This window comes from Belliella pelovolcani (genome assembly GCF_900156785.1).
GTDB classification, from domain to species: Bacteria; Bacteroidota; Bacteroidia; order Cytophagales; family Cyclobacteriaceae; genus Belliella; species Belliella pelovolcani.
On sequence record NZ_FTOP01000013.1, the window covers coordinates 51,211 to 64,929 of the forward strand.

Consider the following 13,719-nt stretch of genomic DNA (forward strand, 5'->3'; position numbering starts at 1 on the left):
TTTTTAAGATATTCTGACCAATGTGGCACCATAACCAAATGGGCTCTTTTGTTCATCTTGAAAGTACTTAATATTTTTCAATTGACTGAGGTGCTTGTGGATTTCTTTTCTTAGCACACCATTTCCTATGCCATGGATAAAGGTAATCTGATCCATTCCGTGTGCGATGGCATAATTGAGGTTTCTTTCGAAAGTATCCATTTGGAGTTTTAGCATTTCAGCATTACTCATAAAAGGATAATCTTTTGTCAGCTTCTCAATATGAAGATCTATGTTTTTTTCAGGTTTTGGAAATTTGGTGTCTACTGCTGTTTGAGAAATGGACTTCAGTTCCTCATTGAGCTCTGTGATATCAATTTCCTTGATATTTTCTGTCAGCTTAAATAGATATCCATTTTTATCTAGAATAGGAACCTTTCGCTTACTTTTAAAAAAAGCGCTGGCCTTGAATTTGATTCTTCGCTCAAAAGAAGGTTGTGTTTTTTCAATTTTCGTATGGATAGGGAAAAATTGGCACAAGAGCGTAGGCCATTCCTCAAAATCAGCAATTGATTTTTCTCCAATTTTCTTATTTCCTCTGGCTACCAATTCTCCGGCAACTATTGTTCGGCTATTGTCTCCAAATACTTCGGATACCATCGTTAGGTATGCTCTGGAGCTTTGATTGACTAGGTATATGCTGTGGTCTTTGTCATTGATAGGGATGTAGGCTAGATAGACTCCTTCAGCACTGTTTTCTTTGGAGCTTTTAGGGTCGAAGGACTTGCTTTCTTCTACTTTGATACCATCACCGAAGAATTGTCTCTCGGCAGCAGAGATGATCACTACCTCGTTTTTCATTGCTGGAATTCGAAACCCATCCTCGATTTCGATTTCTATTCTGCCACCATTTGAAATTTTCGTAATTACTCCTTCTTCATTGCCGTGAAGCAACCTGACCCTATCTCCTATATTCATGAATTCAATGCTGTTTTGTATGTTTCTATTGCCCTTTCTCGAGCAAATTTATGGTCTACCATGGGTTTTGGATAGGCTGATGTACCATACTCCGGAACCCATTTCTTGATGTATTTCAGTTCTTTGTCAAACTTTTCTGTTTGAGATTCTGGGTTGAAAACCCTAAAATAAGGCTGTGCATCTGTACCAGTACCAGCGGCCCACTGCCAGCCTCCATTGTTCGAAGATAGTTCAAAATCCAATAGCTTCTTAGCAAAATATGCTTCACCCCATCTCCAGTCTATCAAGAGGTGTTTGGTCAAGAAGCTCGCTACAATCATTCTGACACGATTGTGCATATATCCAGTCGCATTCAACTCCCGCATCCCAGCATCTACGATTGGATAGCCGGTCTTACCTTCGCACCATTTATTGAAGTCATCTTCGGCATTTCTCCAAGGAATGGTATCGTATTGAGGTTTGAAGGCTTTATCTACAACTTGTGGATTATGAAACAGAATCATCATGTAAAACTCTCTCCAGATCAATTCATTCAAGTAAGTATCATTCAGCTGAGCTGCCTCTAGGGCTAGCTTTCTGACGCTGATGGTCCCAAACCTTAAATGAATACCGAGCCTCGATGTCCCATTGATGGCAGGGAAATTCCTCACTTTATCATACTTACTGATCAGTGGCTTATCAATTTCGAGTGGAGGAATCGCAATTGAAGTTTGCTGGAATCCCATTTCTTCAAGGCTAGGGATTGGTAAAGGCTTGGTTTTGTAGAAATTTCTCTTTCTGCCATCTAGTGAAAGCAGTTCGATATTTGACTTTTTGAATTTATCCAACCAGACTCGACTATATGGTGTGAAAACTTTGTAAAAGTCACCACTACCATTGACGATCTCTTCTTTTTCAAAAATCACTTGGTCTTTGAAGTCTAGAAATTGAATTCCTTTTTCTTTTAGGAGCTTTTTGATGGATTCATCTCTTTCCTTCGCGTAAGGTTCATAATCTCTATTCGTATAGACATTTTGAATGTCGTATGTGTTCAATAGTTCTTTCCAGACCTCTTCTGGTTTTCCGTATTTCACCAAAATACTGCTTTCAAAATCACTGAGTTCATTTGAAATTCTACTGATTTGCTGGTGTATAAATTCTACCCTAGCATCCGATTTGTCTTCCAAATCATCTAAAATGTTTCTATCGAAAATAAACAGTGGCAATACATTACTTTCCTGCTCAAAGGCATAGTACAAGCCAGTATTATCCTCTAACCTCAAATCTCTTCTGAACCAGAATATGCTAATTTTTTCCATAATTGTAATTGCTAACAGTTCATTAATACTTGAAATAAAAAATTGTTTATCGATAGCCAATCAAATTAATCCTCCAGCTTCATTTGATAATCTAAGGGACTTACCTTTCTTTCTAAATTATCCAAGGGAATAGGTTTCCAATTTTCCTGATCTTCAAATTGGTACCTTAGAAAATCATCCGTATCATTGATTCTCAGCTTTTCTTTATTTTTTCTTGTCAATCTATCCACTAGTTCTTTGAAAGAATTGAAAGCCAGATTTTGAGAAACTGATATTCCATAAGTCGCTACATTTCTAGAAAGTGAGAGTGAAGTGAAGGTATTGAAGTTGTTTCTATTGTAGATTCTTAGCCTGTACCGACCATCTTGCGTAATTAGATATTCAGCTTGCCAATCTCCCGCAATGCTATTGATGTCAGCATTTCCCTGTAAATCTGTAAAGCCTCCATCCCTAGTAACCCTCAATCTCCCATCTAGGAAGGTATAGGCCACTCGCAATTGAAATGTTTCCAATGCACTTTGATCTAGACTAGCTAGATCTATATCCACTTCCAGGTTTTGATCTACTTGGGCAATGAAGCTATTTAGTTGCGAGGATAGTAGCTGGCTGAGGTTAGAGCTAGCAATGTTGCTTACGCCGCTGAATTGACCTTCTGGAGAAAATGAGCGCATCATAATGACTGAAAATACCTGTCGGTTTTTTTCCTGCTCGTCATTGGCAATTCTGTTTCTGAATGCAGAAATATAAGTCTGAATATTTCCTTCTGGATATTCAGAAAAGTCAAAGTCAAAGTCAATTTCAGGACTGAGAATACTCCCTTTCAAATCCATGATCACTTTGAGTGGCCATCTTCTGCGCATTTGTGGATCTTCCAGTTCACTACCCTGTGTAGTTCCTGTCTGTAAGTTTTGCAGTGATACGGACTCTTGATAGGTGGCACGCAGGTCCATCACTCCTTCATATGGATCCCCAAACCAAGAGATACGTCCCCCAGGTTGTACTACAAACTCCCGCCTGATGATGTTATAGAGGGAGAAGTTGTACTTTGCTTCGGTGATTTCATAGTTTCCAGCCATAGAAAAATTACCCTGTGTGTCAATGTTGAGGTTGAGGACTCCTCTTCCTCTACCTTGTATGTTTTCGCCAGTTCTTGGGTCAATTTGAATTTCTACATAGGCATCTGGCGTCACATCTAGGGCGAAATTCATCCTGATATTGTTGATGGCTATTCTTTCTACTTCATTTTGAAAATCTATTACTCTAGTAGTATCTCGGACATTGATGATATTGATGAAGTCTTCTTGTGCTTGAATATTACTTGAGCCAAATGGAATGAAAATCCTAGTATTGGCCTGTGAAGTAGCTCGTGCATTGATGTCAAGGTTATTTGCTGCGCCAAAGATATCCAATCTGCCAGTGGCATAGGCTGTGCCATAAAAAAGGTCATTATCTCTAGATGAAGTGTTGAGTACTTGAAAATTCTCCATGTTGGAAGTAATATCCAAAATGAAGTCTTTGAAGCCATCATGTGTTACGCCACCTCGCAAGTTGGCAATGTTTCCATTGATATCTTTGAGGGAAAGCTCTCTGAAGGAAATCTCGTTGGTGTCAAATATCAAGTTGCCATCAATGGTGTAAAAAGTATTCAGATAATTAATTTTCAATGTACCACCATTTACCCTGCTTGATCCCAATACGATAGGAGAGATAATGGTTCCTGATATATCCAGATCCCCATTTACAGTTCCCCCCATCTGTGTGAGGTATTCATCAAGAAAAGGTTCTAAAACTGAAATATTAGCATCTCTGAGCTGCGCTTTAAGCTCAATTTCATTATCCTCGGTATTGCTTAGATATCCATTGATATTGATTACTTTTTTGCCTTCTCTGATATTTCCGAGCTCTAGGTTGATTTTATCATCTTCAAGGTAAGTAGCTGCTTCTATGTCACCGATCAGGAAATTATTGATGTAAAATTCATTGATGGTCAAGTTTCCATTCACTGCTAGGATATCATAAAAGTTTCCAAAGGAAAATATACCATTGGCTGTACCTTCATAGGATTTTAGACTTAAGGTATTAAAAAAATCTAGATTGACTTCGTGTATTTCCAATCCCAATATCTGATCTGGCTCGGGAGAGACGCGACCATTTAGTGCTAGGAATTGACTTTCGTTAGTCAGCTTTATGTTGTCAAACTGGATAATTTTATCAGCTATGTATATTTGGTTATTGGGATCAAATTGCCAGATTTTATCCAATACTTTGAGTTCTGAAGGATCCATGACAATTGAAGTGTGATCTGGAAAAATCCGCACTTCACTACTCAAGTTGATGTAACTTTCTGAACTTAGCTGGTCTTGCTTGTATGTCAGTTCAATTTTATTTTCATCCCATATGGCCTCCATGGCCATATTGTTAAAAGTAAGTCCATTGGCTAATTCCTGTGTTTTTGAAAAAACATAGAAAGAAGCTAGGACGTCTCCAGAATCGGATAGCTTGGAAGTATTGAAGTCTAGATTGGTATCAAAAAGGAACCCACCATTGTAGTAAATTGAGTCTAAGCTAGAGAAGAAATTAAAGATTGTATTGCTGGGGGTTTGATAGAAAGCTCCTTCTACAATTGTGTTTTTTGATATCGAAGCCTTGGGTTCTACAATGTTGATGATAGGGTTGATATCGATCAGATTTAAATTGATATCGATGTTATAAGGCTCAAAATCTATATTTTTTTGAACCGAAGTAGGGAGAGGAGAATTCGTCAATATCGCCCAGTACTGTCTACTTAATAGAGAAACATCGTCAACAAGCTTTTGAACTTCAAACTTTCCAGAAATTCCAGCCACTAAAAGATCCGAATTGAGAGAAATCAACCTGGAGTCATCTGTAAATAAGGATTGGAAAAAGAAATTGTCAACTGTGAGGTTTCTACCTTCATAGCTGAGGTTTACATCACTGAATCTTGCAATTCCCTCAATATCATCTAAAGTAATACCCTTGGTATCCATGTCAACCTTGCCACTGACAAACAGATCTCTATCCATGATTTTCAAATCCATCAAGTAGGCTGTATCTATTTGTACGTTGAGTCTGATGGAATCTTTATTATCCCTGAGATCCAATACGCCATCAAAGTTAGCTTTGAGGTTTGGGTCATTTACTTCAAGTTGACCTCTAAAGAGATCCCTACCAAAAGTTGCATTACTGACAATATTGGTATAATCGTATTGGTTGATTCCAAGTTTTTTGATGTCGGCATCTACCTGTACTAAGGCTGTTTCTACTGTCAGTCCAGTCCCTTTTATTTGCCCTGTTAGGGTTACTTTTTGGAAATTCTCTTGGTCTTCAAGCAATATACCTAAATCAAGGTTTCTCAATTCTACCCGGCCATTGTATGCGGGTTGATTGTTGGCATATCGATAGTTTAGTCTTCCAATCATCTGACCAATGCCTGTTCGGAAGTTGCCATTTGCAGTAAAATTGGTCAGGTAGCCAGAGAAATCTGTGTCAAATCTGATATCTCTGAATTTGTTAATTTCTCGCTGAGCATCTTGGCTGATGTACGGCGAGAGATCATTGCTATTCAAAATTGAGTTTATCAACGACATCTCAAAAAATGTATTTGCAACATCAGGGAGACCTTTGATATTAAACTTTCCAAATAGTGCAGATCGCTGACCAAAACGAATCAGCAGCTGATCGGAAGTCAATAGGTCAACGGTCCCCTTGATGTCCCCACTGAGTGTAATGCGGTCTTGAAAATCGGGAATTTGGTCAGTGAAATATTTGAGGTCTTGAATGTCCAAGGTGGATTCATCCAAGCTTGCGAAGATTTGTACTTCTTCATTGAAATTAGATAAAGCAGAAGTGGATTCGTAGGTGAATTTGAGGTAATCTTTGATTTCAGTTCTATTTGATCTCAAAAACAATTCATCAAACTCCATAAAGCTTGGTGAGTAGGTGAATTTTGTTTTCAGCTGTTGAATGACTATTCCTGAAGTGACCTCAATGCCTCTTAGAAAATTTGTTTTGAACCCGACTTCTCCAGCGTAGGTATAGAAATCATCTGCATCTGCTAGCAAATCTCTAAATCTAAGTTGGTTGTAATCAAAGCCAGAAGTCACTGGAATTCCTTTGTAATTGATTACATCTAGAGATGTTTCTTCAAAGAAAATATTACTGATACTGAATTTTGGTTTGATGCTAGGCTTGTCTGAGCTGGGTAGTAAGTTATTGATCCGATCAAAAAAGATGGAGATATTTAAGGCCTCTTCATTGGGGTGGGATAGCAATCTGACATTCCCGTTGATCAATTTGATTTGGTCTAAACTTGGGTTTTCTCGATCCAGTAATCCTTTTATCGAAAAGTCTATGAAGACCTCTTGCAAGTTGATCATCAAGCTATCTTGGGTATCATAGATCAATACATCATCTAAACTCACAGCATCCCACCATCGGATATTGACCCTAGAAATAGAAGTGTCAAAACCAGTTTGTTTGGTAATATAATTAGTCAGAAAACCAGTGAATTTTGTCTGAACTGCAGGAATCTGAAGTGCTCCTGCTAGTAAGATCACCCCCAAAATCAGGAAAAGGATTAACCTGAATAGCAGTTTAAAGGCTTTCAGTATTTTTTCCGTAACTTTCGACTTCTTTTCCAAAGGGGTAGTACAAAATGAATGTAAATATTCTAGCCATTGAGTCATCCTGTGACGAAACATCGGCTTCTATAATATCTAATGGCAAAATACTTAATAATATTGTCGCCACGCAATCAGTTCATGAAAAATATGGTGGTGTAGTTCCTGAACTTGCATCACGTGCTCATCAGCAGCACCTCATTCCAGTGGTTCAAGAGGCCATTTCTTCATCTGGAATGGCAAAAAGTGAATTGAACGCTATTGCGGTTACTTTAGGGCCGGGTTTGATGGGCTCGTTGATGGTAGGGGTATCTTTTGCTAAGTCATTAGCTTATTCACTTGGAATCCCACTGATTGGAGTCAATCACATGGAGGCTCATATCATGGCACATTTTATAGATGAGCCAAAGCCTAGCTTTCCTTTTATTTGTCTTACAGTCAGCGGAGGTCATACCCAACTAGTGCTGGTCAAAAGCCATTTGGAAATGGAAGTGATAGGAGAGACTATGGATGACGCCGTTGGAGAAGCTTTCGATAAGACGGCGAAGTTATTGGGCTTGCCATATCCAGGTGGTCCCTTGATTGATAAGCATGCCCAACTTGGAAATCCGTTAGCATATAAGTTCCCAATATCGGACATGCCAGGATTGACATTTTCATTCAGTGGTATCAAGACTGCGATTCTTTATTTTCTTAGAGATCAGATCAAAGAAAATCCTAATTTTATCGAAGAGCACATCAATGATATCTGCGCTTCTGTACAATATACTTTGATACAGACTTTGATGCAGAAGCTCAAAAAAGCAGCAAAAGAATATCAAATTAAAGAAATTGCTATTGCAGGAGGAGTTTCTGCAAATTCAGGTTTGAGAAGGGAACTCGAAGTACTGGCTGAGAAGTTGAAGTGGAAAACCTACATCCCCAAATTTGAGTATTGCACCGATAATGCAGCCATGATTGCGATGGCCGCGCATTATAAGTATCAGCAAAGTGAATTCCTAGGACTCGATGCGAGTCCAGAAGCAAGGATGAAAATATAAGCTTATGAATAAGAAAAGTAGATTTGAGAAAATCATCAATATAAAAAATAAGAAAGCGAGCTATGAGTTTGAGTTTATCGAAAAATTCACCGCTGGATTGGTACTGAAAGGAACCGAAATCAAGTCTATTCGGGAAGGGAAGGTTTCTTTGACAGAAGCATATTGCTATTTTAGATCTGGGGAATTGTATATCAAGCAGATGCACATCGCTCCATATTCTATGGCAGCAAGCTATAATCATGATGCAGTTCGTGAGCGCAAACTTTTGCTAAACAAGAAAGAACTTGATAAATTAGAAACTAAATTTTCAGAAAAGGGTCTTTCCATCATTCCTGTAAGAGTATTTCTCAATGACAAGGGATTGGCGAAACTTGAGATCGCCTTAGCAAGGGGTAAAAAGCTCCACGACAAGAGGAATGATATCAAAGAAAAAGATCTGAAAAAGGAAATGAGTAGGCTGACCTATTAAACAATCAGATTAAACAGCATGTTTTTCGGTCAGTTTGGATTAATAAAACTGAATATGGAAAAGCGTGTTTTGGTACTGAACATGGATCATTCTCCAGTGGCTGTAGTGACAGTTCAGAAAGCATTTGTGTTGATTTTTTTGGAAAAGGCAAGTTGCCTTACTTATTATGAATCACTTACCATACGCACTGTCAGTATGAGCTACAGCTACCCAGCTGTAGTTAGGCTAAACGAGTATAAAAATATTCCATTCAGAGGTGTATTACTTAATCGTGTCAACCTATTTAGAAGAGATAAGGGCGAATGTCAATACTGTGGATCTAAGAAAAATCTCACCATAGATCATGTGATTCCAAAATCAAAAGGCGGAAAAACTAATTGGACAAATCTAATTACAGCATGTAATAGGTGTAATGTGACCAAAGGAGATAAAACCCCTGAACAAAGCGGAATGATGCTTCGCTCAAAGCCTTTTAAACCTAGTCTTGCATATTTTCTAGCAGAGTATGCAGAACGACAAGCGGAAGAGTGGCTTCCTTTTTTGACCGTTAAAGCTTATTGATCTTTGGAATAATTTTTGCCTTATGATTCGCTGAAAATCTTGTAATATGAAGTCAGCAAAAAATATTTTTAAGGTAGGAAACAAAGTTGCATTGGGATTTTTCTTAGCTGTATTTTTAGTGATTAGTGTTAGCATAGTTACTTTTATTAGTATTCAAAATCTGTTGGATACAGTAGAGAATTTATCAGAACCAAATCAAAAGCTGCGACAACTCAATGGATTGATGGCGGATGTTTATCTTTTGGATTTATCTAAGGCTGATAGAACATCTGACAAAGACTCAATTTTCAATGAGGCTTATGAAAGAATAGTAGATCGAATCAAGTGGCTCAATCAAAACGCAGACAATAAATCAGAAAAAGAGAGTTTTGATAAAATCAACTTAAATATTCAGGAGTTGTTAGTTTCCTATGCGGGGTTGGAAGAAATCAGGTATAGATTAACCAACAGAAGTTTTAGCGAAGAAGCTTTGAAGACAATAGAAATAAAAATCCAAAGACAAAAGCAAACCTCGGAATTGGAATTTTTAGGAAACTTGAGAAGAAGAGATCTTTTTGGTGATAGTGAATCGACACTTAGTGAAGAAGAGGAAGAAATCCTCACTGAGGAAGATAGAGATAATATATCAGATATAGTAGAAGAGTTAGAAGCACTCAATTTGGTACAGTCTGGCACTCGATTATCTCGACAGGAATCTGATTCTGTATTAGTTGCCCTCAAGAATCTAGTTACTAGGCTTTACAAAGACGAACAAGAGTTAAGAGAAAACTTTATACAGTTGGAAGTTTCTTTGCAAGGGAAAAATACTGAGGTTTTTTCAGAAATACAGAGCCTGATAAGCAATATGCAAAGAAGTCTTCTAGCGCAGTATAGAGAGAAAAATGAATCTGCATATAACTTAACCTACAATGTATCATTGATATTAGGAGGGCTTGTTTTTTTAGGGGTAATAGGGTCCGTTGGCTTTGTTTATACAATACTAAAGGAAGTTAGAAGAGCTGAGAAGTATCGACTTGGGTTAGAAAGAGCCAAGCAGCATTCCGATGACCTAGCAAAAGCCAAGCAAAATTTTTTGGCAAATATGAGTCATGAGATTCGAAATCCACTACATGCAATCCAAGGATATCAAGATCTTTTGAAAAAGACGCATTTGAATGAGCATCAAACTGAATTCGTCCAAATGATAGGATTTGCATCAGCTACCTTGATGCAAATTGTCAATGATATTTTAGATTTTTCAAAATTGGAAGCTGGAAAAATCTCTATTGAGAAACAGCCTTTTGACGGATTACAATTGTTTGTAGCCATGAAGAGTTTTTATTCTTTTAAGACTGAAGAGAAAGGTTTGGCTTTTGATTGGGATATACAGTTGCCTAAGAACCATACATTAGTAGGTGATCAGTTGAGAATCAATCAGATTATGAACAATCTACTCTCCAATGCGATCAAATTTACTGAAAAAGGATATGTCAATGTGCAAGTTGTTTACATTGATGGCAGCCTTCAGATGACGGTGGAGGATTCTGGGATTGGTATATCTAAGGAAGTCAAGCAGCAAATATTTCAAGAGTTCAATCAAGGAGATGGATCCATTACAAGGAAATTTGGAGGTACAGGTTTAGGATTGTCAATTGTCAAAAGACTTGTGGATTTACAAGGAGGAACAATTCAAGTAGATAGTGAACAGGATAGGGGGACTGTGATTGAGATCAGCATTCCAATGGAGCTTAGTCAAGTGCAAGTTGCAAATAAATTAACTGCTAAACATGATTTCAAATTGGAAGGTCTCACATTCCTAATAATAGATGATGACCGAATGGGTTTGAAATTGCTGAGGTTATTATTGGAAAGTAAAGGTGCCATTGTGAAGAGCTATTTGGGAGGAAAGGCGTTCAAGGAATCCTATCAGCAAGAGGATTTCGATCTTGCATTGGTTGATATTCAAATGCCTGAAGTTGATGGTGTGGAGGTACTCAATTTGCTTCAGAAAGATTTTGGTAAAGACATAGCTAAAGTATTTGCAATGACAGCTAATGTATTTGCAGATGAACAACAGAAACTGAAAGAAAAGGGATTTGTAGATATTCTGTTGAAGCCATTTGATGAAGAGAAACTTTATGATTTGCTGAGTAGTCATCTTGACCTAGCCTTGCTCAATTCTAATCATTCCAAAGGAGTAGTCTCTGATAAAGAGGTCAAAATAGCCAAGGAAAAAACTTATGATCTGTCAGATATGGAGAAGTTTTCAATGGGAGACCAAGAGCTTTTTGCTGAGATTATGCAGGATTTTATCTCAGAGGGCATCAATGATATGGATAGATTGAAAATGTGCTTAGGGCAAAGTGATTTTGGGAAGATTAGAGAGATAACACATCAATTGGCAAGTAGATTAGGACAGATCAAATCTCCACTATCTGAAAAAGCAAAAGCGATAGAAGTGGCATTGAAAAATGGGCAAAACGAAGGAATGAAAGATCAGATTACTGAATTGATTTCAGGGATGCAAAATCTTTTCAGTGAATTAAAAATCAATTTGAGGATTGAGGTTTAATAAATAGTAAGGGAAAGATCCCTAAAGAGATGTTGCTTTTCTACTACAGTCTGTAATTCGCTAAAAATTGACCTGATCAGATTGTTATGGAAGAGATTTTTAGAAACCACTCATGAGTTAAAGAAATTGATCTACAGATACTCGGGATAGAATTCTATAAACCGTATTTCTTCATTTTATTGTATAGGGTCTTTCTATCTATGCCTAGTAATTCTGCTGTCTTGGTTTTATTGTACCGCGTAGCAATTAGGGTTTCTTTGATGCTATTTTTTTCGTCGAAATCTCTTTGTTCCTTGATGGTAAGCTGCGAAGATTCGTTTGATTGGTGCTGAAGAATCTCAGTGGGGATTGCTGCTAATGAAATGTAAGTGTTAGTTTCTAAAAGGCTTGCTCTTCTGACAACATTTCGAAGCTCGCGGAGGTTGCCAGGCCAGCTATATTGCATGAATTGGCCGATGACTTCTTCCGAAAACCCATCAAGTTTTTTATTGAGTTTTTGAGAACTTTCTGCCAAAAACTGTTCTGCAAAAAGCATTAAGTCTCCTTTTCTATCTTTCAAGGGAAGTGCGGTAATGGAGAACTCATTCAATCGATAATATAAATCTTCTCTAAACTTACCTTCCTGTACTTGTTGAAATAGGTTTTCATTAGTTGCTACCAATATTCTTACATCAATATCAATTTCTTGAGTACTTCCAATCTTCCTGATTTTCTTTTCCTCCAAGGCTCTCAATAGTTTGATTTGTGACTCGTAGTCCAAGTTTCCAATTTCATCCAAAAATATAGTGCCACCTTGAGCGGCTTCAAAATGTCCAGCTTTAGTTTCACTGGCTCCTGTAAATGCCCCCTTCATATGGCCGAAAAGTTCACTACCCGCAAGATCTTTGGAGAGTGTGCCACAGTCCACTGCAACAAATGATTGTTGAGATCGGTAGGAGTGATGATGGATTCTTCTGGAGATATACTCTTTGCCTGTTCCCGTTTCGCCTAGGATAAGTACATTGAGGTCTGTGGGTGCTACTAGCTGAATGTGATTTTCAAGTTGGATGGCATCGGGACTTTTACCCACTATATAGTCTAAACCTTGAATGCTATTCGGGTTTGAAGACTCTTCTGTTGATTTAGGGGTTTTCAATGCATCTTTTACTGTAAGCAAAAGTTCATCAGGGTTGATTGGCTTGGTGATATACTCAAAGGCCCCCATTTTCATAGCTTTTACGGCAATCCTGATATCAGCATAGTTGGTGATGAGAATGGTTGGAGTATTACTTTTGAGTGATTTGTATTGGGTCAGCAGCTCTAGTCCTGTCCCATCAGGCAGTCTAAAGTCTGTGATGATCAAATCTATCTCTTCTCTTTTAGCAATTTGAATCGCTTCCTTGATATGGTCGGTAGCAAATACATGAAAGCCATTCTTTTCCAAAAAAGTCTTTATGATTCTTGAATAGCTAAGATCGTCTTCTACGAGTAAAATATGTTTCATCCAGTTAAATAATAGTAAAACAAAAATATAGGTAAAAATAGGTGAATGAAAGTTTCAAACACCTATTTATGATTTAAAAGATCAAAACGAATGTGTTTCTTTTATTTCAACACCTTCAGTGTCATATTTTTTAGTCAATCCTTCACCTCCATTTTCAAATTTAATTTTAAAATATTTCTTCCCATCCTCACTCTTTATTTTCCATACTTCTAGAATAGGGAGCTCTGAGACGGTAGGGTCATCGGATATACTTTTTTTGACAGGATCAGGAAGGGCTGAGGCTTCTATTTTTTCTTTTTCTTGTAGATCAATCAGCGCTACATTTGCAACTAGGTCTTTTGACACACTTTCCAGTGGTATTGTTGCAGCACCAAAGAATAAAATTGCGGCAATCATCATCTGAGTTTTCATGGTATTTTAGTTTAGTTTATAAATTGAATTAAGGTATGTAAAAGCTTTTTTCTAACTCTGCTGAATAGAATTCATTCATAACTTCCACTCCTTGCTTGAACTTCTTTTTTTGCAAAGAGAAATAGCTTGATGTGAATAACATCATCATGCCAAGCAAAAGCGTCAGTATCATTGTGAACTTATTCATGATAACTTATATGAAAATGGTATGCCATCGTAAGAATGATACTTAAAAGCTCTAAAGTGGAGGTTCTGAAATGATAGGTGGGGAATTTTTCCACAGTTTGAGAAGTATCATATCCCCATTTT

10 protein-coding genes are annotated in these 13,719 nt (G+C 37.6%); 4 read left to right on the forward strand and 6 right to left on the reverse strand.

Annotation, left to right across the window (positions count from 1 at the left end; translation table 11 throughout):
• Nucleotides 1–3: 3 nt before the first annotated feature.
• The 3 genes from BW935_RS13725 to BW935_RS13735 form a co-directional block, all read right to left on the reverse strand.
• Nucleotides 4–957, reverse strand: a complete 954-nt coding sequence (locus tag BW935_RS13725) for a Smr/MutS family protein (RefSeq protein WP_076502355.1) — start codon at nucleotides 955–957, stop codon at nucleotides 4–6.
• Nucleotides 954–2,255 (reverse strand): cryptochrome/photolyase family protein, encoded by a 1,302-nt coding sequence (locus BW935_RS13730; RefSeq protein WP_076502356.1) that lies wholly within the window; start codon nucleotides 2,253–2,255, stop codon nucleotides 954–956. Before BW935_RS13730 ends, BW935_RS13725 begins: the two co-directional genes overlap by 4 nt.
• A gap of 65 nt (nucleotides 2,256–2,320) precedes the next feature.
• Nucleotides 2,321–6,916, reverse strand: a complete 4,596-nt coding sequence (locus BW935_RS13735) for a translocation/assembly module TamB domain-containing protein (RefSeq protein ID WP_076502357.1) — start codon at nucleotides 6,914–6,916, stop codon at nucleotides 2,321–2,323.
• Nucleotides 6,917–6,930: 14 nt separating this feature from the next.
• Here BW935_RS13735 and tsaD point away from each other — a divergent pair, with 14 nt between their 5' ends.
• Genes tsaD through BW935_RS13755 form a run of 4 tightly spaced genes read left to right on the forward strand, consistent with a single transcriptional unit; the run spans nucleotide 6,931 to nucleotide 11,516 of the window.
• Nucleotides 6,931–7,935, forward strand: coding sequence for a tRNA (adenosine(37)-N6)-threonylcarbamoyltransferase complex transferase subunit TsaD (gene tsaD / locus BW935_RS13740; protein WP_076502358.1), 1,005 nt, complete (start codon nucleotides 6,931–6,933; stop codon nucleotides 7,933–7,935).
• 4 nt (nucleotides 7,936–7,939) lie between these two features.
• Nucleotides 7,940–8,404 (forward strand): SsrA-binding protein, encoded by a 465-nt coding sequence (gene smpB, locus BW935_RS13745; protein WP_076502359.1) that lies wholly within the window; start codon nucleotides 7,940–7,942, stop codon nucleotides 8,402–8,404.
• Between the two features lie 54 nt (nucleotides 8,405–8,458).
• Nucleotides 8,459–8,965 (forward strand): HNH endonuclease, encoded by a 507-nt coding sequence (locus tag BW935_RS13750; RefSeq protein ID WP_076502360.1) that lies wholly within the window; start codon nucleotides 8,459–8,461, stop codon nucleotides 8,963–8,965.
• Between the two features lie 46 nt (nucleotides 8,966–9,011).
• On the forward strand, nucleotides 9,012–11,516 hold the full coding sequence (locus BW935_RS13755; protein ID WP_076502361.1) for a hybrid sensor histidine kinase/response regulator: 2,505 nt from the start codon (nucleotides 9,012–9,014) through the stop codon (nucleotides 11,514–11,516).
• A 154-nt stretch (nucleotides 11,517–11,670) separates the two neighbouring features.
• Here BW935_RS13755 and BW935_RS13760 read toward each other — a convergent pair whose 3' ends face one another.
• The 3 genes from BW935_RS13760 to BW935_RS18465 all read right to left on the reverse strand — a co-directional run bounded on the left by BW935_RS13760 (nucleotide 11,671) and on the right by BW935_RS18465 (nucleotide 13,597).
• Nucleotides 11,671–12,999 (reverse strand): sigma-54-dependent transcriptional regulator, encoded by a 1,329-nt coding sequence (locus BW935_RS13760; protein WP_076502362.1) that lies wholly within the window; start codon nucleotides 12,997–12,999, stop codon nucleotides 11,671–11,673.
• Nucleotides 13,000–13,080: 81 nt separating this feature from the next.
• Nucleotides 13,081–13,410 (reverse strand): hypothetical protein, encoded by a 330-nt coding sequence (locus BW935_RS13765; RefSeq protein ID WP_076502363.1) that lies wholly within the window; start codon nucleotides 13,408–13,410, stop codon nucleotides 13,081–13,083.
• Between the two features lie 28 nt (nucleotides 13,411–13,438).
• Nucleotides 13,439–13,597: a hypothetical protein gene (locus BW935_RS18465; RefSeq protein WP_175606673.1), complete on the reverse strand. Its 159-nt coding sequence runs from the start codon at nucleotides 13,595–13,597 to the stop codon at nucleotides 13,439–13,441.
• Between the last annotated feature and the right edge of the window lie 122 nt (nucleotides 13,598–13,719).